Genomic DNA, 26106 nt, shown 5'->3' on the forward strand with positions numbered 1-26106 from the left:
ATGATCAATTACAACAACGGTACTCTACGGTTAATCGATAGAAAGACCAATACGACACTATTTGGCAGTATTTGCCGATGGGTTAATTTTTTATTTTTTTTGTTAGTTGCTTGCCCGAATTACGGGCAGGTACTACCAAAAAAAGCAGTTACAGAAAGCGATTATCATTTGTGGGGAACGCTTTATACTGACAAAATATCTGATAAAGGGAACTGGGTAAGCTATGCAATGCGCTATGACGAAAGCCCTGATACGCTTTTTGTGAAGCGAAGTGATGGAAAGAAGATGTATACTTTTGCAAAATCGAATGCGGGAGCATTTAGCGGGGAACGTCAATTTGTCTGCCTTGATACTGATGGACGACTATCTCTTCTTGATTTGGAAAAGGATAAGATCAACGTAATTGAAGAAGTGGAAACGTATTCCTTTTCGGGAAATGGTAACTATTTGATTACTGTGGAAGGAAAAGCGAAGCAGCGTGTATTACAGCTCAGGAATAGTGGAGGAGAGCTATTGCAAAGTATTGCTGGGATTGATCAATTCCGTATGAGTAGTTCCAAGGATGCGCTTGTCTGTACCATTGAAAACGGTGGCGTTTACCAAGTACTGATGGTGACCTTTGGGTCAACTATAGGGAAATCAGTAGTAGCTGAAAGTGGTAGTGCGAAATTTTCGCAACTGATATGGAATGCTGATGGTCAATCTGTTGCTTTTCTAAGAGAAAATAAAGATAGTATCAGTGGAATTAATCGTCCGGCTGTTTTCTGTTTTTCTGTAAAGAATACTACATTATTTCAGTTGGAGCCCAATAAAATTCCAGATAGTTTCTATGTGGAAAGCGAATTCGCGAGTGGTTTGACGCTTTCTCCTGATGGTAAAAGGGTATTTTTTACTATTAGAAAGGAGGTTGCCATAGCAGAAAAATTTGATGGGGCACAGGTATGGAATGGCAATGATGCGGTTGTTTATTCTGAAAGGCAGACTGTGGAAGATCTCGAATTTAATACCAGAATCGCTGCATGGTGGCCGGAGCAAGATCGTTTTATGCTAATTACCGATCAAAGTAAACCCTTCGGTTTTCTGAATGCCAGTCAAGATTTTGCTATTACTTATAATAAAAACGATTTAGGACCGCAATATATAATGGAGCGGAATGTAAACTTCTTTGTTACTGATCTAGAAACGGGACAGAGAAATTTACTTTTAGAAAACCAGTCTACACAACTAGAAACATTAAGTTTGTCACCTGGCGGAAAATATTTTGCTTATTTTAAAGATAACGATTGGTGGGTTTATAATTTTTTGACTGGTGCCCATTCTAATGTTACAGGGCGGCACGAGCTTCAATTAGCGGACTGGGAAGATAAAATTTGGCCAATTAACTACCGGATTGTAGGCTGGGGTGTTCATGACGAATATATTCTAGTTTATGATCAGTTTGATATTTGGCAAATAGATTTTAAAGGAAATAAAGCTGTTCGACTTACTAGAGGGAAGGAGTCGGGAATTACATTTCGGATAGCTCCGCCAGTTGATAGGGAATTTTTTGTACCCTATTTTACTGGACATATTGATGCAGCGATCAATACTAAAAATAAAATAATGTTAAGTGCGAAAAGGAATAATGAAAGTGGTTACTTTATTCTTGGTCCAAAAAAGAACGTAGAACCGATTTTTTTTGGTGATTTTCTTACTACAAAAATACTAAAAGCCAGCAAAGCGAATGTGTATGTTTATGAATCACAAAAATATAATAGTCCGCCAGAATTAAGCATAAGCATGGGCAAGGAAGAAACGAATACAAAACTCTATCAGAGTAATTTACAGCATTATAAATATGCGTGGGCAAAGCAGGAAAAGATCTATTATCGGGATTCAAAAAACTCTCTTTTAACTGGGATCTTGTACTACCCTGCAGCTTATAGTCCAGAAAAGAAGTATCCAATGATTGTACATATTTATGAAAAGCAATCCTATTTACTTCATTATTACATCAATCCATCGCTCCATAATATGGCAGGATTTAATACCTCTAACCTAACTGCTCAAGGTTATTTTGTGCTGCTCCCTGATATTGAATATGAGTTGGGAAATCCAGGGGTATCAGCTGCAGATTGTGTCATTGCTGCCACCAAAGCGGTTGTAAGTAAAGACTTAGTCGACAATTCTAAAATTGGATTAATTGGACACTCTTTTGGCGGATATGAAACCAATTTTATACTGGGGCAGACCAATTTGTTTGCAAGTGCTATATCAGGGGCTTCTGTTTTTGATCTTGCTGGATGGTATCTTTCTATCGGTTGGACTTTTGGAAGACCAGAGATGTGGCGATTTGAGAGCCAGCAGTGGCGTATGGGAAAATCTTTGTTTGAAGATAGGAAAGGATACGAACGTAATTCGCCGCTCAACTTTGTCGATAAAATAGAAACGCCTGTACTCATTTGGACAGGAGAAGAAGACAGGCAAATCCATTATTATCAAAGTATTGCTTTTTATCTTGCGATGCAACGATTGAAAAAAAGCGCCATCTTACTAGTGTATCGCGGAGATGGTCATGCATTGGTAAAAAAGGAGAATCAACAGAACTTTGCTCATCGAATAGAAGATTGGTTTGGCTATTATTTAAAAGGAGAATCACCCAAAAAATGGATTGCTGAAGGAGTACAATAAGAAATGCAGGTCATAAGAAATTATGACCTGCATTAATTTTACCTTAAAAGGTTATTTAAGGTTTGTGGGTTAATAATACAGAACAGTCCGCTGTTGGCGAAGGTTTCGCATACATTTGATCTGTTCCGTCAACACAAAGCACAACTCCGATGTTGTTACAGATTTTTTGTGGCTGACAATTGAATGGAGTTGTACGTTTAAAACCCTGCACGCCAGCGCTTTCAGAGTTAGTTGTCGAATCACTAGTGCTTACCGCACCTGCCGATGCCAACACAAAGGCGACAACGGGGAACATCATTTTAATTGCTAAAGATTTCATAATATTAAAATTTAAAAATTAACTAATGTGATCTACTCTTTTTTACAGGTTTTCGATCTAACCCCTGATACTGGCCGGTATGTCTTTCAATTAATTATTGTATTTATTTTTCAATGCTGCAGCTAGTTTGTAAGAAACAATGTTGGACCCTATTATTGCAAAAAAATGGGTATTGGTTACTATAAAATCATCAATTTTTTCACCGTCAATTTTGTAGATGTAAAAGCTCATTAAATAGGATTTCGTTAGAATGTCGTATACATCGATAACATTTGCATTTTTCCACATTTTTATTTCATCATATCTCCCAGGTAATGTTGAGTTTACGAACAACAGGTTATTATGGATTGCGCTAACTCTGTTTACCAATAATGGGGGTGCTGAAAATACCCTCTGCTTCTTCGCCTTTACATATGCAATTTTGATTTTAGCTTTAGAAGTGGTATCAATTGTGTTTCCGCGATGCACAAGGTTAAGATATTGATCTGTAACCGTATATTGATTGCGGTAGTAGTATAAGTAAACAAATTTTCTTTGCTGTTGACTGTACTGCATTGTTCCATCTGTATCGAATAATCCATCAATTTGTTTCTGAAGAAGTTCATGAGCCGATTTTTTAATTTGGCCATCGTTGAGGTTTACAGTTGCTAAAAGATTTTCTCGAGTATGGCTGAGCGTTCGAATTATGATGGTTGCGGAATCAATGAGTACTGCTTTTGTGAAACCGGGGATTTTTCTGGATTGTAAAACGGCTTTTCCATCACTTAAATTTCCTTTAAAAATTATGGGAACTGTACCGTCGAATAAATAAAAGTGGGGTGGAAGTACTCGTAATTGAATATTATGGAATTTGAACAACGTATCCGTAATCTTGATGTGCTGGGTTGTGATCACTTGAAGTGCTGTGTCCAATGTAGTTATCAATGCTGGTGCCGAAGTATTTCCCAGAAATAGCTTACCATTGCTTTCGCCAGCAAAGTAAAAGGAATTGAATTTCAGGTTTTCTACAGTAATTCGTTTGGCAGGAAAGGGAGGAAACCTTCTCACAAAGTTATTGCGATGTTGCACCATGTCTTCAGAAATAAGAAACAGCCCAGCCATTAAAACTACACTTAGTAGCGATATTGCTACAAGACGTATGCTGATATAAAATCGCGGTTTATTCTGCCAATCATTGGAAAGATACAAAGCTGTCGCTGCAAGTATTACCATTGCAATATTGAAGATAAGATGCTCTGTCCAGTTCATGTTTTCAAGGATGCCTCCGCAAGAGCAGGGTACAAATGAGCTGTAATTGAGTATTATGTAGATATAAATTGTAAATAGTAGCATCAGTCCAAATGCCGAGAACAAGCCTATTATTCTGGTTTTTGGTATTGATAGCAAAATAGCTATTGTAAATTCTACTGTTAGTACTGCATAAGAAATATATGTAGCAAAGGCAGTAAGTAAAGGAGATTGAGCAAGCTGTATCTGAAAGTTGTGAAAATCCAGTAGTTTACTGACTGCTGAATAGATGAAAAGCAGTATGAATAAGTAACTAATACTGATCGTGAATTTCTCTTTGAATGTAGCAGTTACTTTCATTGTACTGTTTTTTTTAGTACTGTAAAATTGTAAATAAAAAACATATAACATTATGCAAATCAGGCATTTCGTTATTCAAAAAATAAAACAGTGCAAAAGTATTAGGGTAGAAGATCTTCTTCGGGTCTTGATAGATCACTTGGTTTGTAGCCAAATCTTTTTTTGAAGGCTTTATAGATGTTAAGATAGCCCTTAAAGCCGTTCAGATATGCAATTTCTTTTAAAGAAACAGCTGTTTGCCGGATCATTAGATTTGCTCTTTTCAAGCGTTCCTCTTGATAAAAGTTATAGACACTTGTTTTGAAAAAAGTTCTAAAACCATTTTTTAATATGTGTTCTTCAATAGCAAATATTTGTGCCAAGTGATGTAAAGTGGGTAAAGGTTCATCCAGATGACTTAGAATATAGTCATGTAAATTTTGTACCGCAGTCACTTCATTGTGTTTGCGAATTTTTGAACCAGAGAGACGGTCATTAATGTCACGCATCTCTTCAAGTATGGTTGATACTGAACTTACAATTATTTCATCGCTATATAGTAATCGTGATACTGTGCAAAATGATGGCAGTAGGTGATTATCACCAGTAATGAAAATTAATTGCAAAGTAGTGGTGTAATTGGAGTTTTTATCTAATTCATCAAGAATACCATTCCAAAGATCTTTCGATTGCTGATCAATCAATTTTCCAAAATCGGTATTGACAATTATATCTGGTTTATATTTAAGAGTGTGTGGCACCTCATTATTAAAACTCAATAAAACAAAATCATTATCCAATACAAATGTTAATTGAATTAGATTTTGGTCTGGATAGTAAGTGCTGATATATCCTGATGCCAGACTTATTTTTTGGAGATCTTCTGCAATTTTATTTAATGCGACAGCAATATTTTTTAATTCATCATTACTATTATCCTGGATGCGGAAGGTCATATTTCCAGTTGCCATTTCGAACAGCATTTGGTAAATACGTTTAATCCGGACCTGATTAAATTGGTCTGACATAAATATATAATTTGAAGTGATTTGCTGGTGGAAGAAAAGGAAAAAACTTTACAAACGTATCAAAATAAATTATTTGAAGCTAAAAGTATAGTGTTCAATTCGGGAATTGAATAGGTGTTTTTTAGAAAAAAGTGAGCGGTAAATCGTTTTTTAATTTCATAATTAAATAATAATATATCGTTGTGATCTTTTTATAAGGGCAAAAAGGAAGTTGTACTGAACCTTTATATCGTTGCTAATTTCCTTTAGCATTAGGAAAATCTAAAGGGGATAGAAAATATCAGATTGTTTTTTGTTCCTTTTTTGCTTTAATCGTACAGAATTTGTCTCTTAGAATTTTCATGTCTTCACCTACTTTTTTATCTAAAACTTTGGCATAATGTTGTGTGGTTCTCAAGTTTTTATGACCAAGCATTTTGCTAACACTTTCAATTGGGACGCCATTTGTAAGTGTTACAGTGGTTGCAAAAGTATGACGGGCAATATGGAAAGTGAGTTCTTTATCAATCCCGCAAACGCCCGCAATCTCTTTCAGATAGGAATTCATTTTCTGATTGCTCAAAATAGGGAGAAGTTTGTCTTGGTTACAGCATTCTGGATGATTTTCGTATTTATCGATAATCATTTGCGTAACCGGAAGAATTGGGATTTTGGATGCGGTTTCTGTTTTCTGTCTGTGAGTGAAGATCCATTTCTCCCCATCTATACCCAAGCTTATATGTGATTTTGTCAAGTTTTTGACATCAATGTACGCTAATCCCGTAAAGCAGCTGAAAAGAAAGATATCGCGTACGAGGGATAGTCGTTCCGTTTTGAAATCTTTGTTGATGACGGTCTCGATTTCGTCCTCTGATAAATACACACGTTCGACTTCTTTTACTTTGTAATTGCTGAAAGGGGTTCTATATAGCCAATGATTGGCTAAACAGATCTTGATTATTTTACTGAATTTCTTGATGTATTTCAGTGCGGTATTGTTTGTACAATTACGCACGCTTCGTAAAAAGAATTCATACTCCATTATAAAGGCATGATCTATTTGCTTGATGTTGATATCTGATACTTTGTATTTCCATTCCAGAAATTCGACCGTATGCTTTAAAGAAGTGTTGTAATGTTCGAATGTTCCAAGAGGATATTCCTTTCCTAGCAAGTCCAGGCTTATTTTTTTTAGAGGAAATATGTTTTATTACTTTTTTGATTTAAAATATTCTTTTCCGTCCTAAAATAAATCTATCACAACTTGTGAAGTGCTTGTGAAACTCATCCATTTTTTATAATAAAATTTGCTCCATCAAAAAAATATTGAAGCAGTTTAGAACCTAGTAGGTCATTAATATTTATCTAGAGAATTTTAAAATTTTAAGTTAATTAAAAGATGTTTTTTTTAATCAAATAAACATAGTTAAACAGCAAATTCAAATGTGATAGCTAATAATGATCTTGTTGCGAGTAAGAATATTTTTGAAATGCATCCTTCAAAAATATATTGGGATTTATAAGTTTTAACCTTTATAAGATAGGCTCATGAATATAGATAGAATGGAATTTATAGCGTGGATGGAACGAATCATGGATCGTTTTGATGTTTTGAATGAAAATATGAATGAAAATCAAAAGAAACGAAATAACATTGACGGAGAGGAATTGCTTGATAATCAGGACCTTTTGCAGATGCTGAAAATTAGTAGTCGTTCACTTCAACGTTACCGTTCATCAGGTAAGTTACCTTATTACACAATCAGTGGGAAGATTTATTATAAACTAAGTGATGTCCATCAATTTATAAGGGATAGTTTTAGTGCCCCTCTCAAAGAAAATAGACAAAACAGGACAAGTCAAGCCAGATGAAGTCATTATTTGATTAGAAGTTTCCTGTCTCATTATTTTCGGATAATGAAATTTTAAATAATGTTGTAATGAACGAACAACCAATTGATAAACCAAAATTTATAGGACAACTTTCAGATGTCTTATTAGTAATCGATACCAAAAAAAAAGAAAATTGAAGAGTCCAAGGATATTGGAAAGGATCAAGAGCGGCAAACGGTAGCGCCTAAAAAAAAGAATGAAAACCAGTTCGTGCGTATAGACAAACACGGAGATGTGTTTACTAATTTTTTCACCAATTTCTACCATCAATTTAAAGATCCTACTCATTTTTCCTTTTTTAGCTTTTCAGCACAGCAAGCAATTGCTGTAGCTAACGAGATAAAAAAAATGACTAAAAATCTTAGCAAAGATGTAGAAAAAATAAAACCCAAAAATGAAATAAAAATAAATTATAAACAAGAAAATAAGAATACTATGGAAACAACAAAATCAACAACGGAAACGGAAAACCGTTACAAATTAGAACAAATCGATTGGAAATCAATGGCTAATCTCGGATTAACTAAAGAACGACTTGAGAAAATGAATGTCCTTGAACCTTTACTAAAAGGCTACAAAACAAATGAATTAGTTCCTGTTACTCTTGATTTAGGGACATCAATTACTAAAATGGATGCTAGGCTTTCGCTACAAGCAAAAGAAGATGGGCAAGTAGTATTGGCAATCCACGGAATTCGAAAAGAACCTCAACTGCATTTTAAATTCTTTGGTCATGAATTTACAAAGGAAGACAAAGATAATTTGCTGAAAAATGGAAATATGGGGAGAGTTGTTGACTTGACAAATCCCAAAACTGGCGAGACAATTCCATCCATTATCAGCGTTGACAAGTTAACCAATGAGCTCATTGCGCTACGTACAACACTCATTAAAATTCCAGAAGAAATCAAGGGAATTAAGCTTGATGATCAACAAAAACATACATTGTCAGAAGGTAAATCGTTGTATCTAGAAGGTATGATTTCTAAAAAGGGAGAGCCATTTAATGCTTCAGTACAGTTTAATGCAGACAAGCGATATGTAGAGTTTTTGTTCGATAGAGGAAATAGCAACAAGCAAACAGAAAAGCAAGATATTGAAGCTCCAAAAGCTTTTCGAGGGAAAGAATTGGATACTGCGCAATTTGAAAAATTCAAAGAAGGACAGACCGTGTATGTAAACGGATTGGTTGATAAGAAAGGCAAAGAATACCAAGGTTATATCACATTCGATAAAGATACAGGAAAAACAGATTTTTCTTTTGACAATCCTAATAAATTAAAAGAGAAAGCACAACCAAAAGAGGAAAATAAAACACAAGTTGCTGTAAATTCAGAAGGTAAAACCAACGAGGCCACTAAAAATAGTAAAGAGCCTCTGAAAAGCAAACAGAGTAGCCCTGAAACTGAAAAGCAACAAGAACTGCAGGAGAAACCCAAAGAAGCCAAATCAAAAGTGCGAAAAATGTAATTACGCTAAAGACTTGTTCAGATGAAAGTAGTAATTGCAGAAAAACCAAGTGTTGCTCGGGAGATTGCTCTCTTGTTAGGAGCTACAGAAAAGGAAGAAGGTTACTTGATGGGAAATGGGTATCAGGTAACCTGGGCGTTCGGGCATTTAGTGTCTTTAGCAATGCCGGAAGATTATGGAATTAGTGGGTTTCAAAGAGAGGCTTTGCCTATATTGCCTAATCCATTCTTATTGACAGTACGTAAAGTAAAAAAAGACAAGACTTATAGTCGTGATCTTGGGGCATTGAAACAACTCAATACTATTGATCAACTATTTAAAAACTGCGATAGTATTATTGTGGCTACCGATGCAGGACGAGAAGGCGAGCTTATTTTTCGGTACATTTATGAATATTTAAACTGCTCTAAACCTTTTGAACGGTTATGGATTAGTTCGTTAACTGAAAAGGCAATTCTTAAAGGATTTGAGAATCTAACATCAGGAAAAGACTTTGATAGTTTGCATGATGCAGGAGTAGGAAGGAGCCGTGCAGATTGGTTAGTAGGAATCAATGCGTCGCAAGCACTTACTGTTGCGAGTGGTAGAGGTGTTTTTTCGTTGGGTCGAGTTCAAACACCTACACTTGCACTAATTTGTAAACGATTTTTAGAAAACCAGGCATTCAAAATTGAAGAATATTGGCAAATTGAATTAGAGCATAACAAAGAATACATTGATTTTAAAAGTCTTTCCATACTTAAATGGGATGAAGGTAAAAAGGCTGAGTATGTATTGAAAACAGTGCATAAGCATGGAAGGTTTTCAGTGATTGCCAAAGAAACCAAAACTGTTAATGAGCAGCCACCATTATTATTTGATCTTACCGCATTGCAGAAGGAAGCTAACACAAGGTTAAGTCTAACGGCTGAGGAAACGCTCAATATTGCTCAAAGTCTTTATGAAAAGAAATTCATTAGTTACCCACGTACTGGGAGTAAATTTATTCCTGAAGACATGTGGGAAGAAGTTTCTAAGTTGATAAGGATAACGGAAGAGATTGAGAAATTCAAACCTATAGTTGCTAAAGTGAGATTAAACCGTTTGAATAAAAGGATCGTCAACGATTTAAAAGTAACCGATCATCATGGTATATTGATCACTGATAAAATTCCATCGGCTTTATCAGCAAAGGAGAAGGCAATTTACGAAATGATTGTGTATCGATTATTAGAATCAGTTTCTCCTGTTTGTACTAAAGAGATAACGAACATTGTACTACAGGTTGCACATTATGATTTTGGATTAAAAGGAATTAAAATTCTTGATGCAGGTTGGAGAGTTATCAAAGGTGATTTTATTGATGAAGATAAAGATCCAATTCAAGAATTACCAACTCTAAAAATTGGTGATGAAGTAAAGATTAAGACAGCAAAAATAGTAGCAAAGAAAACGAAACCACCAATTATTTATACGGAAGCAAGTTTGTTATCTGCAATGGAGAACGCCGGGAATCACATTGAAAACGAGCAGGAACGCAAAATAATACAAGGTGTAGGAATTGGTACCCCAGCAACTAGAGCAGCCATTATTGAAACACTTTTTAAGAGGGAATATGTCAAACGCGATAAGAAATTACTGCTGCCGACAGAAAAAGGATTAAAGGTCTATGAATTGGTAAAAGACAAAAATATTGCTAATGTAGAATTGACTGCAAACTGGGAACTAGCTTTGCAAAAAATAGAGAATAAGGAATCTAATTTAGCAACTTTCCAGAAAGATATAGAAACTTTTACAAGGTCTTTAACTCAAGAAATACTTGATTTAGCAATAGCCGTAGAGAGCCAACCGGAGCTACTTTGTCCAAAATGTAAGGTGCAAAAATTGATTATTCGAGACAAGTTGGTTAAATGCAAAAAGGAAAACTGTAATTGGGTTCAGTTCCGAAATATATGCGGCATACATCTCAGCCTTGTGGATTTGGAAACTTTAATAACTAAAGGAAAGACCAGTCTTTTGAAAGGAATGATAAGTAAATCAGGAAAGAAATTCGATGCTTTTATAGCTATGGATGAAGGAGGAGAGACCTCTTTTATATTTCCCCAAAAGAAGAAAAGGAAATAAATTAGTTGATGGATCTCTACTTGTTGTAGTAAAAAGTAACTATTACTAAATCTGCAATTCTCGCAGAAAAGATGAATCTAAGAAATTTGAGTAGCAACTCAAATTATAAAAAGGAAGGCTATAAGCAGGATAGGGCTGGAATGCAGTGGAGCGTAGGAACGGAGCGTAAAGCAATGAAGCTTTATCCTGCTTATATAAGCCTGACCGACCGCAAGGAATGAACGTGCGGAGCTGAGGAACGGAACAGCGTAAAAGAAACAGCTGCTTATTTTTAGAGGGCACTGAAAAAGTCTTTTTAGGAATTAATTGTTAATAAAAAGGAGTAGAAAACTATAGTTTTTTGCTCCTTTTTTCGTATTTTTAATGGTACCCAAAAGGCTTTTAGATGTTAGTTCAACAACAAAAAATTCAATTCAGTCCGTACTCTTCGTTATATGATTTAATCGTTCCCAAGGACAATATGCTAAGAAAAATCAATGAGTTGATAGATTTTTCATTTATCTATGATGAGTTGCTAAATAAATACTGTACAAATAATGGTCGCACAGCAGAAAGTCCTGTGCGTATGTTCAAGTATTTACTTCTGAAAACAATTTATACCGTTTCAGATGTTGATGTAGTGGAGCGTTCCCGTTTTGATATGTCCTTTAAGTATTTTTTGGAAATGGCACCAGAAGAAGATGTTATCAATTCTAGTACGTTAACAAAATATAGAAAACTACGTTTGAAGGACACCGACTTATTAAATCTATTGATTAGTAAAACGGTGACTATAGCCGTTGAAAAGGGCATTATCCGTTCTAAGTCTATTATAGTTGATGCCACACATACTTTATCGAGATCAAATCCATTTTCGGCAATTGAAGTATTGCGTGAGCGTTCAAAACTACTGCGAAAAACGGTTTATTTATTTGATGACCAATGGAAAGAACGTATGCCAGAGAAGAACAATACCAATGAATTAGAAATGGAATTGGCCTATTGTAAAGAGTTGGAGAGACGGCTAGAAAAAGAACAATCTTTAAGTTCTATACCTGCGGTGAAAGAAAAATTAAACTTGCTTAAAGAAACGATAGAAGACACTCAGGAAAATTTTACCTTATCAAAAGATACAGATGCTAAAATGGGGCATAAATCCGCTGATAGTTCCTTCTTCGGCTATAAGACTCATTTAGCGATGACCGAAGAGCGCATCATTACAGCAGCTGTAGTCACATCAGGCGAAAAAGGAGATGGCCCGGAGTTACCTAAACTTTTAGAAATTAGTCAGGAAAACGGAATCGATGTTGATACAATTATTGGCGATGGAGCCTATACAGGAAAAGAAAATCTCAAACTCACAAGTGGGCAAAATATTAAAGTGGTAGCGAGACTAAATGTTACAATAGCTCAAGGGGCTAGAAAAGACGAAGATAAATTTGATTACAATAAAGATGCCGATAGATTTATTTGTCCTGCTGGTCACATGGCTATACGAAAGGCTCGCCTAGGCAAAAAAAATGTTGGAACCAATCAAAAACAAACCTACTATTTTGATGTGGAAAAATGTAAGACCTGCTCTTTAAAAGAGGGTTGTTATAAAGAAGGAGCCAAGACAAAAACATATTCGGTGTCCATAAAATCGGACTTACACCAAGAACAAATCAGCTTTCAAGAAACTGACTATTACAAAGAAAAAGCAAAACACCGATATAAAATAGAAGCGAAAAATAGTGAGTTGAAAAATGTACATGGTTATGATAGAGCAATATCATATGGCATTACCAATATGCAAATGCAAGGTGCAATAGCAATTTTCGCAGTCAACTTAAAAAGAATACTCAAATTAATGTAGGAAAATCAAAGCTACATGCGCATACACTCAATGAGCCTATAAAAGTCAAAAATCGACTCATATAACCTATAATAAAAAACAGTTGTAAAAATTAAAACGCTCATAAAGGATCTTTAAAATCCTGTTATAAGCGTTTTTTTATTGTCTAAAAAACGACTCTAATCAAAATAAGTGAAGTTTTTCAGTGCCCTCTATTTTTAAGCGGCTGTTTTTTTTATGGGCTGTGAAGTGCCTGCGAAGGGTAGGTATGCCGAAAAATAGATTTTGTTTACACCTTAATCATGAAGGCATACCGACGGGAGCAGCCGAACGGAGCAAAGTGAATAACTGGAGTGAGACTGACTTAATACTTCTTTGACTAAGAGCTTATCGCCTTAGAGTAAATGAAGTTGGATCTATCTATATATAACACATTAAGCCAAGTGTATATATTGCTTAAGGATGTGTGTCACTGGGAAAAGCTTCCATAATAGTTTGGATTGGGATGCTATATAGCTCAGAAATTAAAGTGTTTTAACGATATTTCCAATTTGAATTTGTAGATATTAAAATACTCAATTAAAATAAGTAAAAACTCCATTTTAAAGTTTTATGAGCAACATCTAGGCAGATGGGTATATATGTTTGAATTCGACCATATCCGACTAAAAAAAGGAGATAACGGTCGTTTCTGCAATTCAAAAAGGTAAATCAACAGATTCGTCGTTTTTGCTTACATCGTTATAAAAATCAGATAAATTATCTGTTTCATCTTGTATAATTGAATAATATTTTTCGATCATTTTTACTTCATTAGAAAAGCCTTTACATGTTAAATTTTCTATTAATTCTTTTCGACCTATAATTGTCTTTGAATTTTCAGATCTATATGTGCTGTTATCCATTTCTTCAATGAAATCTTTTGTATTTTCCCAATAACCAGCAGATGTAATGAAAATAGCTTTTAGCTTGTAATTTTTTGGATTTTTGTCTTTGTAAAATTCTTTAGCAAGCCCCATAGATTTATTAAAGAACCATTTTAATGTTGCTTTAGTTTTAGTGTCACCTAAGGAAACAAATGTACCATCACGTAGCCCTTTTAGTTCAACAAAAATAATCTCTGGTGGATGGCTTGAATTTATTATATAATCAAATTCATGTTTTCTTAAACCCATTTTTAAAATTACATTCTGTTCAAATGTAGCTTGCGGATATAAAACCTTTAAAAAAGGATACATCAGATACTCAAATAAAGTACCCCTAAGATCTTTTAGTGCACCTTCCTGACCAGAGTTTTTAATAGATTCTAAAATGGATTCCACAGATTGATCTAAATTTTGATCATTTTGTAGAAGAAACGGCAGTTGGTTGTATTTCTTAAGGATTTCGAATATTTTTGATCCAAAAATGGCACTCAAATTAAAAGAGATTATTCCATTTTTTCGCATCGTAAAAAAAACTTCTTTACTGCATTCACGATAAATTATTATCGGTAATGTTTTCCTTTTGTCCTTTTTTACAGAATTAATATTAATTTGAATTCTTGCTAAAAATGCATCCAAATGTATTTGTGAATATTCCGTTGCCAAAACAATATCTAAAACCACTAGCGTTTGCTTTTCCTTAGATACCGCTTTAGCTCCTAAAATCTCATTTATTCCGGTACTTTTTGTATATGCACAAGCATCCCAAAATAAATTGTTGTGAATAATACCAAGTGCAGGATTCCTTTTATTCCGATATATAAAAGATGTGTTATCAATAATATTTGAATTGACAAGCCAAGACATGATGTCAGGTATTAAGTTACAATCCATAATCATTTTTTGATAATGAGTGCTCATCATAAAATACTCATGAGGAGCATTAAACACTTCCTTAGACTCCTTTTGAATTATATAACGATTATTATTTAAATCTCTCTTTTCATAAATAAAATCCAATCTGGTTAATATTTTTATAATATCGTCTAATGAACTAATTTTCGTCGAAGCGTCTTCACTGGGAGCTGCAGTTATTTTTAATGCTTCGTAGTAAGACACAATACCTTCATTTAATTCGAGTAGAATAATCAATCTATAAATCGGTGGCCTAGTTCTTTCTGCGATTTTTTTAATCGAATCACGATCTAATTCGTAGGTATTGCAGTAATATATAAATTGCCCATTACCAAAAGTGGATGGTTTGGAAGATTTAATGATATTTTTTGCTACAGCTCTTCCAACAATTTTTCTCGAATAATCAGCAGAAATTTCGAAATGGTCAATTAGTTTTTCATGAATATCTTTTGCAGCCAGATATAAATATTTCTTAAGTAGTTCATCCAGAAATGAATTGTATTTATCTTGTAATGATGTTTTTTTGATTTCCATTTGTCACACTGCCCTTATATAATTATTTTTATTATTACGCTAAGCTTTTTTTTTTTTAATCGGATACAATTCTAATATGTAAACACATTGTTTTCAATGTATTATTTTTTTTAAGTTTAAATAATAGTAGTAATATAATTGGAACATCAGAATTCTTTTGTCCGAAAGTACATGAAATAAATGATATTATTTACTTGAAAAGGAATATAACACAGTTATGGTTATACAAATATAACTAAATGAATTACGTAGTTCATTTTCTGAAAGTGTTTACTACAGCACATCAATATTCATTCTCTTCAGAGTTAATAGACAATTGAATATTAAGAAAGAGAAACAGTTTACTTACTATCTCAAATTAATTGTTTTAGAAAAAAAAGATATTATTTTATGACTTCTTTTTAGGAGGTTTTAGTGAAGGCGTGTTACCTGGTGTGTCTTTATTATCTCGTTGACGTTTATCAGGTTGTCCAGTAGATGTTGCTATTCTTTTTGGTCCAGGTTTAAGTGCCATGTTTCAGTTTTGTAATTGGTTGTTAATCAAATTTATAAAAAAAACTTAAGTTTTACTATCATCTTAGTAATATTAAAAACAATTTTTTTAAAGAAATAATCTTAGGTTCAAAACAAATATGTGGGATGAATTACGGTTTAAGATTAAAAGCCTTTTCCATCATTTCCAACTCTGCTCTAGAAATTCCTATTTCTGTGGCTATCGCTTTCCAGTTGCTTGTAACTTGGGTGACTTCTTGAATAATGTTTTCCATTTGTGAAGTATTCAATCTAAAATACTCCCCAACACTTTTAGCTAATTCAAAATCCAACGCATTATTATCCATATCAATATTAAGAGCTAAACCATCTTTGTCTATGGATGGGTTAAGGTCGTAAGCAGGGGAGAGTATCCAACCTCCTTTGGTTAAAATAAATCCATGGTTACGCAAATGATCATCGGTGTTTGAAATAGCGATATTAAAAATGATTCTGCGCCATAGTTGGTGTAAATTTTCTTCGACGTTTGCACCTTGATTACTGATGAATTCGGCAATATCTAAATAACTTGCGGGATTATCTCTTATAGTATCTTCATTGTTGCCTGTCATTGTCATTGCCGAAGCAAAATGAATTCTTTCACCGTTCTCTCTGTCAAAGCGTTTGGTAAAGAAAGTATTGTGCTTGCCCATGATTTTTTCAATTCGACAGGGCGCCATTTTGATGCCCGCATTGGTAGCCAATTTATAGGCTAAAAATTCCCAAGCTGCTTTGTCTACAGTATCTGTCTTGGAGGGGAATTTAGCAATCCAAAGACTTTTATCGTTGTCTAAAATATTGGCTTTGGGTCTAGCACCTCCCAATGAGGATCCCGGTGCCATAAGGACCGATAACCATTTATTGACCTCTTCATTATCTTTGTCATTTTCGAAATTAGCTGCTGCATTTTGAAGTTCTCTGATGGAGGACCAGGGCGGGGTGGAAGTAGTTTTATTATTATCTAAGAAATCTCCATGCGGGTCGGTTTTAAATCGTAATGCTCCCATGCGACTTTCATCATATACACCTAGTAGAAAATCAATATCATAGAGTGTTTTTGGCTTTTCGTTCCTTTCTCTAGCAAGTTGGGCTTCTAGACGTTTCATTAAGGTTCGTCCCCAAGTATCAGGCATGCTGTCTAAAAAAATGCCGAAGTTTTCTTTTTGGTTCGGGTATTGTGGACCACCATATAATTGAATGTCTGGATCCAGAAGGAATTTTTGTTCTGTTTTGAGCCAGTTCCTGTCGTATTCAAAACTAAATGCTTTTTTACCTTTGGCTTGTTGTGCTGATAAGACACCTATTAATTTTGGTTCCTGCATTTCTTGCCAATGGGCGTAAACGTAGATGTCGGTTTTACTTTGTGACATGTTTTGTGTTTTGAATAAGTGATCAGTTTAATTTGTTTCTAGCAAGTGATTACTTTAATAGGTCGAGGTCTTGAAGTTTTCTTCCTAGTTCGTCATCAGCGGCTATTTTTAAAAAATCGTCTTGCAAACCTAGTACTCTCAGAACATTAAAATAGGCACCTATTGCCACACTTGAGTTTCCTTTTTCTATTTGGTATAAAGTAGTTCTAGCAATATCTGCTCTTTCAGCAATTTGTATTGCAGTGAGCTTTCTTCTTTTTCGAGCCAATTTAATATTCTCCCCCATTTGCTCTAAAAGGAGTTGGTGTTTAGGGAATAAGACCTGCTTTCTTGCGCTCATTTTAAAAACGTTCATTAATATGAACAAAAATAGCGAATATGTACATAATAACAAACATTTAATAAAGGTTTATTCTATTTACGATAATTTATTTCACCTCTCTTGCACCAAATGTTGCAAATCAGGATCGTTTTTAATGCGTTCCAATTCACTTTCTATAATAAAAACAATATCTCGTTTTATCTGTTTATAATTAGCCTCAATTTCGATTTTCATATTATCTTGACCGTTTTCATCAACGAAAGGTAAAATAACGGGTATCTTTTTATAAGCTTTAGTTTCTGAAGCTACTTTTTCATTGTCTACCACAATTTCAGAATGGAAAATTTTCTGTTCTATGCGTTCGTCAAAGTTATCTGAAACAGCTCCCACAAACACACCCTGCGTAAGCGTGGAGATTTTTGATGATGGTATCAAGCTGTCTAATTGTGTAGAAATTGAGGTTGATTTGTCATTTCGATTGATAGTTAAACTCTGGCGTTTCTGTAATACTTTACCAAACCGTTCGGATAAGCTTTTGGCCGTTTCTCCTACAACCTGACCACTAAAGATGTTGCCCACCGTATTTTGAATGACCTTACTTTCCTTATCACCATAATCACGAGTCAATTGCGAATAATCTTGAAATCCCAAACATACCGCTACTTTATTGCTTCTAGCTGTGGCAATTAAATTATCTAAGCCTCTAAAATAAATCGTTGGTAACTCATCGATTATCACCGAACTTTTTAATTTTCCTTTCTTATTGATTAGTTTTATGATTCTCGAATTGTACAAACCCAAGGCAGCAGAATAAATATTTTGTCTGTCGGGATTGTTTCCTACGCAAAGAATTTTAGGTTCATCTGGATTATTGATGTCCAACGAAAAGTCATCTCCAGTCATCACCCAATAAAGTTGAGGTGAAATCATTCTAGACAACGGAATTTTTGCGGAAGCGATTTGTCCTTGCAATTGATCTTGAGCGCCACCTTGCCAAGCATCCATAAACGGTGACAAATAATTTTCGAGATCAGGGTAGGAAGTAAGGATAGTAAAAACATCAACATATTTCTTGTTTAGTAACTCTATGGCATGTGGAAACGTACAATGCTTTCCATTGTCATAAATTTTTAGAAACCAGATGATAGCGGCTAGTAATATAATGGGAGACTCCACAAAGAAATCGCCTTGTTTTTGTATCCAACTGCGGTTAAGATTCAACATAATGGTATAGGCAGATTCATAAGCATCTGAGATGTCTGTCATAAAATCTGGATTGATGGGATTGCAACGATGGCTTCTGCTAGGATCATCAAAGTTGATAATGTAGAATTTTGGTTTAACGGTATACTTGTCCGAATGCTTAAGTAAATGATTGTATGCAATGGTAGAAAGATCATCGAATTTGAAATCATAGATGTACATCGAAAATCCTTTCTCGATATGCTGCTTGATATAGTTGTTTATAATGGCATAACTCTTACCAGATCCTGGTGTTCCTAAAACTATGGAAGCTCGAAAAGGATTTACCACATTAATCCATCCTTCATTCCATTTGCCTTTGTAATAAAATTTGGTTGGCAGGTTAACGGAATATTCGTTTTGCATCAATTTGGTTTCTTGCATGAAGCTTTCATTCTCATTATTAAAAACATCGCTCATAAGATTGGTTCGTAGTATTCGACTGGTCCAAACTCCAGCCATCATTAGGGAAATGTAACCAACTGAAGTAGTAAGAATATACAACGAAATAGCTAAATCAGCAGATAACTTTAGCAATGGTGTGTTGAGGAAGAAAAGTATAAATCCAATGACTAAGGCAATGGATATTTTAGACCAGCTAATTTTTTCGTTTTTCACACCTTTTGTCCCCAAACAACTTAATGCTAACAATACCAAAGCAAAAATCTTGGTGTAGATGGTATGAGAGAATAGACTTGCAGTACGTTGAAAATTACCTAGAATCTTGTTAATGACTTGCAACGTCCAGCCCTTTTCTAAGAAAAAACTATAACAAAACCAGTAAAAGTGCATGAGTACTAGAAGGATACTCACAGCGCGCATGAAAGCCATTATTTTGGCGAGTCCTCTTAAATCATCTTCTCCTTGCATAATTAAAAAGTTAAAAATGTAACGAGCGAAAGTAGATCGAACGTAAAAGAACCTAAGTCAATTGACTTCCGTTGGCATCAGTTGGCGTTGGTTGTCTCGCTAAACTATTTCTTGCCTCGTTGATTGTTGCGTATTGTCCTTTTCTTTATTTGATTCGCAAATACTTGTTCTTCATAATCTTCACCTTGAGCATTTGGTAATAAAGTTCCAAGGCTTTCTATAAGTCCGAAATTAGTATTAGAATGGGTTGAATGATTTCCATTAAGAAAATCAAAAAGAGCATGCGGTTTTTCTGTTTGAGGTTTGGATTCAGTTTTATTGTTTTTTGATGAAATTGTTTTGGTATGCGGTCTCTCATTCTGAACTTTTTGAGTCCCTTCATTTTTCCATAAATCATTAAAAATGTTGGCAGATAAATTTTTACTTAATTGGGATCCATTCCACACAGTACGAGATTCATGGTCAATAAAAGTCATTCCGTATACACGGCCTTGATCATTTCTTCGAACAATTGTATTAACTCCTTGATCGACTAGTTGTTTTTTAAAATCAGTTTCATTATTCGTGGTATGCGTAGCCACCTCTATCGAATTTTTCAGGATGTCTTTAGAAGGTGCTGTTTTCATCTTCTCTTTAGCTTGTTCGAAATTCTTTTGCAAATTATCCATACCGGCCTGTTTTCCAAAAAGAGAGGATTTGAAAGGATTAGTTACCTTTTTTCCTTTCTCATTCACTGCAAAATAAACAAGTCCTTGCTTAGACTGACCGTGTATTTCTCCGGTTATTTGCTCAGCGGTAATATTAAAAAGAGAAAGTAGTGCATTATAAGCTCCTAAACTTTGATACTGATAATACCTTGGCAGATGTCGAATTACCGATGCTATTTGACTTTTTATATTGGCTACTTTGTAATCAACTGGTTTAAAAATTACTTCCTTCGGTTTTTGATTCTGTTCAGTTGCAGGAAGTAATTGATGTTTTTGCTCCAATGCACGGCACGCATTCATGGAACGTAATTTCTCATAGGAATCAGATAACTTTTTTCCGTAACGATCAACGCAGGTCGAAACGATATGAATGTGAGTTCGTTCAATATCGGTATGCTTAAAAACAACATAAGGCTGGTCGCCATAGCCCATAAGCTCCATATAGTCTTGTGCGATTTTTTTAAAGTCTTCATCACTTACACTATCTTTTGGGTTTGGGTTAAGAGAAATATGCAAAACAGGTTTTTCTGTTCGCTTGTTTGCCATTAAATACGGTTCGAAGGAACTATATAATTGGTTAACAGTAAACTCTCCATTGACTGTTTCTCTTATTCTATTAGTCATTAATATTGATCCATTTTCTTGATCTACTTTAAGTTGGTTATAAGAAAGTGCACCAATTACGTTTGCTCCACGACCAATTTTTGCTATCATTTTTCTCCTTTTTTCAGATGTGTTAATTCGAATTCTTCTGTTAATTGCGTTATGGAACGGCATAACTGAGCCAACTCGATTGTTTGTTTTTCCAATTTAAAGAGATAGGCTGCAGCTTTCTTTTCAGAAAAATTGCGGTACAATATCTTGACAATTTGATTGTAATTAACACCAATAGCACGAAACTGACCGTACAAAGTGGTTAAGCGCATGTAATAATCCATTGCTGCTAGATCTACTTTTACCGTTTTTATTTGCTTTTCAAATAACAGAGAAGTGATAAATAGTGCTTTATTATCCGCTCCCGAAGCTTCAAAAAGAGAAAGGAATTTAGCATTTTCCTGGTCTGTTAGTCGAAATACATAACGGTGGATGCTAGGATCCTTTTTAGGATTCCTACCGCCTTTGTGCTGCTTTTTGTTTTGTTGATTCTCCATCATCATTCTAATTTTAATTTTTAGAAAACCCCGACTTCGGAGGGTGTTTTAGCCCCGCGGCGGCGGCAAGTTGTTTTCAGGCACGGAATTCATTTCGAGTGCCTCAAAACACAACTTGCTCTGTTCTGGTGAACAGATAATCCGTTCGCCTGTCGGCGGAACAGATTTAATACAGCAGGGAAAAACGGCTTTAAGCCGTTCCAGTTCTTATTCAAATGTAGATTTGGGACTTTCATACTCTCATTTATTTACTTCTATAACAAAGTAAATCATTGATTTTTAGAATGGTGTAGTAGTAAGTATTGCCAAACATTGCCTTTGAACGCCAATGAGTTCATCGTTCTGAGATGGTTTGGAGTTACCAGCTTTCTTTGTTTCAAAGTTGTAAAAGGATATTTAAAAACAATTCTATATCCAATTTCAAACACAAATATCAAGGTTTAAGAGTAAGCAAGTATTTAGTAAAATAGTAAAGTATAAAACGATACAGTTGTACAACCATAAAAATGTAAAAGCATAAAAGCAGTAAAACAAATGAGCTTACATAATACCAATAAACAAGGCATAACTGTTGAAAATTGTATGAATCTACAATTGTAGATAAGTACATACTTAAGGCAAATTAATAGGGCAAAAACTTGTAAAGAAATACAAGAAGGTATGCAGCCGTACAGCAAAGCAATTTAGTAAATAGATAATTTTAAAATTATAAGTAATGGAAACAATAAATAAAACTTTCAAAATTAGTTTCTCAACTCAAAAGGGTGGAGTAGGGAAATCAACAATGACAACCTTGTTAGCTAGCGTGCTTCATTATCGATTGGGATTTAATGTATTGGTTTTGGACTGTGATTTTCCGCAGCATAGTCTCAGCAATATGAGAGATAGAGATCTTAAAACGGTGATGCAAAATGAACATCATAAGAGAGCGGCTATGAAGCAGTTTCAGTCGATTGATAAAAAAGCATTTCCTGTCATTCGTTGTAAGGCCGAGAATGCGCTAGAAAAAGCGTCAGAATATATAGATCAATCGAATAGTGATTGGAATATTATTTTGTTTGATCTTCCAGGAACTGCCAACACCAAAGGAGTTTTGACCACTCTAAAAGCAATGGACTTTATCTTTTCTCCCATTACTGCCGACCGTTTGGTAGTAGAAAGTACTTTGGGATTTGCCAAAGCATTTTTACAACTTCCAGAAACAGATGGAGGGAACAAGAACTTACAATTTTGGTTGTTTTGGAATCAAGTAGATAGGAGGGAAAAGACTAGTTTGTATAAGGCCTATCAAAGTGTAATAGAAGCATTAGGCCTTTCTATAATGGAATCAAAAATAATGGATAGTAAACGTTTCCGAAAGGAAACGGATGACACTAGTAATTATATCTTTAGATCTAGCCTGCTTCCTGCTGAGCCTAATTTGATGAAGATAACTAAGCTTGATCTCTTTGTAAATGAATTTCTCAAAATCATAAACACTTAAATCTTTTCTTATATGGAATCTGATAAAAAGCACAACCGTTTTCAAAAACCAGTTGTAGATGAGGATTACCTCATGAATATTATGAGTGGGGATGAAGCGATCAACAAAGATAAAAACACAAGCCAAAGTGTCGAAGCTACCGAAAATAAGCCCAAAGAGAAAATTCGTGTAAGCGCTTCAAAGAAACGGAATTATGAAGAAGTATTTCTCACTAACAGATATCCATCCGGTCGCAGTGGTAAAGTGGTGTATATAAGGCCTGAATATCATGAAAGACTCCTTCGAATTGTTCAATTGACAAGGGAAGAGAAAACAACATTGTATTCCTATATTGATAATATTTTAGAACAGCATTTTAATGATTTTGGAACCGAAATTCAGGAATTTTTTAATGAGAGAAACAAGCCGATTTTTTAATCAATGTATAATACTAAATAGAATGGAAACTGTAATTGTAATTTGTTTGCTCATCGTCATTTTCCTTTTGGCAAAGGATAAAATTGTCATTAAAAAATATAAGGAACAACAGCCAAGACAAGAGAAAAATAACTCGAGTCTCCCTGATATTATGGGGCAGCCTAAGCCTCAAAGAAGCCTTTCTGTTCCAAAGAAGTCCAATGACAGTCAAGAGCAAAAAGAGGTTCGTTTTAATGATAATTTTGATATAGAAATCGACGAAGATAAAGTCGAATTACAAATTCGAAAAGAAGAGCTAGAGGAAGTTTTTGGGAATGTACCTGATTTTGAGAATGAGGAGGAAGAACGGAATAGTTATGGACTATCCGATGGCGATAATGGTTTTGCCCAAGGGGTTACCTTTGAAGAGTTAAGTACTGTAAAAACGTTGTTAAATAAAGAGAAAATGAGACCCTCTCAAAAGGAAACAGCAACAGTCCTACTTCAGAAAATACAAGGAACCGAATTATTCGACCTATTGGAAAATTCCATCGAAGATGCTTCTCAAAAAATAGCCAAGCTGCTAGATGGTACACTTTCTTCAGAGACGGATTCTGGTTCTTCTATTTTGCTGAAAAATGATTTAGAGGAGTTTGATATTGGGGAGTTTGTGTGAACTACCCAATATCATTTTAACTTTTGGAAAGATTTATAATTTCTTGATTACTTTATGGAGGTTATCCAATCGTATAAGTTTATATTTATCACTTTCTATATTTTCTATAAGCATATCTAAATCAATTCGTTCATCATCATTTAACTTCTTATCAATTGAAGTAAAAATTATTATTTGTCTTTCTTCTATTTCTGAGCATGTCTTTAATAATGCTTTTAAACTATTTAAATTAGTTCTGTGTTGCCCTGGTTCATCAAACATGATTATACCGGGGTGGTTAATTCCATTTTGCAATAAAGCTAAAGTATAAGCCCAAATATTACGTACAAAATCAGAAGCTGAGGAGTTTATACGGACAGACTGAGGAACATTATCTTTTCTGTGATTTTTATAGACTGGAAAATATTTGAAAGGTTCTTTCCTATTAATAGATATCTGGTATTTTTCATTGCTTTCATAACCAAATCCGAAGAGAAAATCCTTGTATTGTGTCTCAAAACTAAATAGTTTATCCTCATCCTCTTGTTCTGATTTTCCTAGACCTCCCATCTTAAGATCATTATTATGGGACTTATTTGCGAGTTCAATTAATTCTGCTTTTAATTCTGCAATGGATTCTTTAAGCATTTTTAAATTTTCAATCTCTCTTTCAAGTTGAAGCTTTCTAACAATCTCTGATTCTGAGAAAGCTCTATCATCAGAAATTAAATCTTTTGAAATTGATTTAATTAATATTTCTTTTTGACGTAAGTTGTTTTTAAAATATGTAAGAAGTACTTCTTTTTCATTAATTATTTCGATTAAACTTTTAATTGAGGTTTGTATTATTTTTTTTTGACTTCTTAAAAAATTAGTATTCTCAGAAAGAGTAAGCTGTGGTATTTTTATATTTTTAGTGTTGATCAGATTTGTTGATACTGGCTGCGTACAAGTCGGACATTGATTTGTCCCATATTCATTAATAATATTTTCACTAAAAACTTTTTGTAGATTTATATGATCTATTATCTCAACTTCAACAATATTTAATTGGTTTTTTAAACTATAATCCTGCTGTTTATCAATACGTAGTTTACTTTCAAATTTTTCAATATACTCTTTTAGTTCAAAGTACTCTTGCTTTTGTTTATTGAATTCTAATACTGTTTCTTCACGATTTTCTTTTATAGTAGAAATTGGCCTGTTTTCTAATTCTTTGACCAATTCTGTTTTTCCCGTAATAAATTGATTAAAAGTAACTTTTTCATTTTCAGAGGTAGAAAAAACAACATTTATTTTGTCAATTTCTGATAAGTCTGTTGTCAATTCTTCGGGAACATTTATAATACTTGAACTTGTTTGTTTTTCTAAATATGAAAACGCTTTTATTTTTCTTTTCCAATCTTCTATTATAAGATTCTTTTCCTTATTAAGGATATCTTTTTCTGTAGAGAGGTGAATTTCATTTAAACCTAATAAAAATTCAACTATTTTTTCTTTTGCTTTAGTAATACCAAAGAAAGGCATTGTAGCAAAAAAGTCAGACCAACCTTTTGTTTGTTCAATGAATAATGCAGAGAATATTGTTTGAAGGTAGAGAGGGCTATAATTATCTGTTCGCGAACTATTACTTACGATAGGAAGTTCTACATTCATAAAACTACTTAACCAATTATAGAACCCATTTGCAGCTTCATTATTTCCCCTTGAATTGACAAAATAAACAAATTGTTGGATAACATTATTCTCATCATCTTTTAAATCTATAGATGAATTGTAAACGGTGATATTAGATGTTTTTACATCTTCTGAATTTGTTGTGATATATCTTTCTAAGTAAACAATCTCATTATTTTCATTTTCAATCTCTAATAAAATTTTAGATGATAGTACTTTATAATTTATTCCTTCATCCTCATCATTGAGCTTAATTGTAAATTCTTCTTTTAGAGCTTTATCTAATGCTTTTTCATTATGAGCACCGAGTAATTCCTCCATTCCTAAAGCATAATAAATACAAGTATTGATTGTTGTTTTTCCTCTGGAATTGGGTCCTGCAATTATATTTAAACCTCTTTTAAATTCAAACTCAAACCCATATAAATCTGCAATGTCTTCACTTCTGTCTGATAGAATTTCTGCTTTTAATTTATTTATTTTAAACAT

19 protein-coding genes and 1 pseudogene are annotated in these 26106 nt (G+C 34.0%); 8 read left to right on the top strand and 12 right to left on the bottom strand.

Features of this window, described 5'->3' with window-relative positions:
- Nucleotides 1–2670 (top strand): alpha/beta hydrolase family protein, encoded by a 2670-nt coding sequence (locus QO182_RS09445; protein ID WP_371561207.1) that lies wholly within the window; start codon nucleotides 1–3, stop codon nucleotides 2668–2670.
- 55 nt (nucleotides 2671–2725) lie between these two features.
- Here QO182_RS09445 and QO182_RS09450 read toward each other — a convergent pair whose 3' ends face one another.
- From QO182_RS09450 to QO182_RS09465, 4 genes are all read right to left on the bottom strand, one after another.
- Entirely contained in the window at nucleotides 2726–2968 is a 243-nt protein-coding gene (locus tag QO182_RS09450; protein WP_371561209.1) for a hypothetical protein, read from the bottom strand.
- Nucleotides 2969–3079: 111 nt separating this feature from the next.
- Entirely contained in the window at nucleotides 3080–4576 is a 1497-nt protein-coding gene (locus QO182_RS09455; protein WP_371561211.1) for a MauE/DoxX family redox-associated membrane protein, read from the bottom strand.
- Between the two features lie 101 nt (nucleotides 4577–4677).
- On the bottom strand, nucleotides 4678–5583 hold the full coding sequence (locus tag QO182_RS09460) for a helix-turn-helix domain-containing protein (protein ID WP_371561213.1): 906 nt from the start codon (nucleotides 5581–5583) through the stop codon (nucleotides 4678–4680).
- Nucleotides 5584–5863: 280 nt separating this feature from the next.
- Complete coding sequence (locus QO182_RS09465) at nucleotides 5864–6736, bottom strand: tyrosine-type recombinase/integrase (protein ID WP_371541054.1); 873 nt, start codon at nucleotides 6734–6736, stop codon at nucleotides 5864–5866.
- A 374-nt stretch (nucleotides 6737–7110) separates the two neighbouring features.
- On the opposite strand from QO182_RS09465, the gene QO182_RS09470 reads away from it, so the two are divergent.
- The 4 genes and pseudogenes from QO182_RS09470 to QO182_RS09485 all read left to right on the top strand — a co-directional run bounded on the left by QO182_RS09470 (nucleotide 7111) and on the right by QO182_RS09485 (nucleotide 12862).
- On the top strand, nucleotides 7111–7434 hold the full coding sequence (locus QO182_RS09470; protein ID WP_371541053.1) for a helix-turn-helix domain-containing protein: 324 nt from the start codon (nucleotides 7111–7113) through the stop codon (nucleotides 7432–7434).
- A gap of 68 nt (nucleotides 7435–7502) precedes the next feature.
- Nucleotides 7503–8925: pseudogene (locus tag QO182_RS09475) on the top strand (DUF3945 domain-containing protein).
- A 21-nt stretch (nucleotides 8926–8946) separates the two neighbouring features.
- Entirely contained in the window at nucleotides 8947–11028 is a 2082-nt protein-coding gene (locus tag QO182_RS09480; protein ID WP_371561214.1) for a DNA topoisomerase, read from the top strand.
- Between the two features lie 385 nt (nucleotides 11029–11413).
- Nucleotides 11414–12862 (top strand): IS1182 family transposase, encoded by a 1449-nt coding sequence (locus QO182_RS09485; protein WP_371543618.1) that lies wholly within the window; start codon nucleotides 11414–11416, stop codon nucleotides 12860–12862.
- Nucleotides 12863–13539: 677 nt separating this feature from the next.
- Here the strand turns inward: QO182_RS09485 and QO182_RS09490 are convergent.
- The 7 genes from QO182_RS09490 to mobA form a co-directional block, all read right to left on the bottom strand.
- A complete protein-coding gene (locus QO182_RS09490; protein WP_371561215.1) occupies nucleotides 13540–15213 on the bottom strand; it encodes a hypothetical protein in 1674 nt (557 codons plus the stop codon).
- A gap of 388 nt (nucleotides 15214–15601) precedes the next feature.
- Nucleotides 15602–15727, bottom strand: a complete 126-nt coding sequence (locus tag QO182_RS09495) for a hypothetical protein (RefSeq protein ID WP_371561217.1) — start codon at nucleotides 15725–15727, stop codon at nucleotides 15602–15604.
- Nucleotides 15728–15857: 130 nt separating this feature from the next.
- The gene (locus QO182_RS09500; RefSeq protein WP_371561219.1) at nucleotides 15858–17114 is read right to left on the bottom strand and encodes a type II toxin-antitoxin system HipA family toxin; all 1257 of its coding nucleotides are present in this window, start codon (nucleotides 17112–17114) and stop codon (nucleotides 15858–15860) included.
- Between the two features lie 49 nt (nucleotides 17115–17163).
- Entirely contained in the window at nucleotides 17164–17454 is a 291-nt protein-coding gene (locus QO182_RS09505) for a helix-turn-helix domain-containing protein (RefSeq protein ID WP_371561221.1), read from the bottom strand.
- 93 nt (nucleotides 17455–17547) lie between these two features.
- A complete protein-coding gene (gene mobC / locus QO182_RS09510; protein WP_371561223.1) occupies nucleotides 17548–19548 on the bottom strand; it encodes a conjugal transfer protein MobC in 2001 nt (666 codons plus the stop codon).
- A 104-nt stretch (nucleotides 19549–19652) separates the two neighbouring features.
- Nucleotides 19653–20969 (bottom strand): conjugal transfer protein MobB, encoded by a 1317-nt coding sequence (gene mobB / locus QO182_RS09515; protein ID WP_371541048.1) that lies wholly within the window; start codon nucleotides 20967–20969, stop codon nucleotides 19653–19655.
- Entirely contained in the window at nucleotides 20966–21412 is a 447-nt protein-coding gene (gene mobA, locus QO182_RS09520) for a conjugal transfer protein MobA (RefSeq protein WP_371541047.1), read from the bottom strand. The genes mobB and mobA overlap by 4 nt, the downstream gene beginning before the upstream one ends.
- Nucleotides 21413–22121: 709 nt before the next feature.
- Here mobA and QO182_RS09525 point away from each other — a divergent pair.
- From QO182_RS09525 to QO182_RS09535, 3 genes are read left to right on the top strand one after another with little or no spacing between them, the layout of a single operon-like run.
- Entirely contained in the window at nucleotides 22122–22889 is a 768-nt protein-coding gene (locus QO182_RS09525) for a ParA family protein (protein ID WP_371541046.1), read from the top strand.
- 12 nt (nucleotides 22890–22901) lie between these two features.
- Nucleotides 22902–23306 carry a DUF3408 domain-containing protein gene (locus tag QO182_RS09530; RefSeq protein WP_371541045.1) on the top strand — a complete coding sequence of 135 codons (405 nt, stop codon included), beginning with the start codon at nucleotides 22902–22904 and terminating at the stop codon, nucleotides 23304–23306.
- A 22-nt stretch (nucleotides 23307–23328) separates the two neighbouring features.
- On the top strand, nucleotides 23329–23961 hold the full coding sequence (locus tag QO182_RS09535) for a conjugal transfer protein TraD (protein WP_371541044.1): 633 nt from the start codon (nucleotides 23329–23331) through the stop codon (nucleotides 23959–23961).
- 33 nt (nucleotides 23962–23994) lie between these two features.
- Here the strand turns inward: QO182_RS09535 and QO182_RS09540 are convergent, their stop codons facing one another.
- Nucleotides 23995–26106: an AAA family ATPase gene (locus tag QO182_RS09540; RefSeq protein WP_371561225.1), complete on the bottom strand. Its 2112-nt coding sequence runs from the start codon at nucleotides 26104–26106 to the stop codon at nucleotides 23995–23997.

The sequence above is a fragment of the Flavobacterium sp. Arc2 genome (assembly GCF_041431385.1).
Taxonomy (GTDB): Bacteria; Bacteroidota; Bacteroidia; order Flavobacteriales; family Flavobacteriaceae; genus Flavobacterium.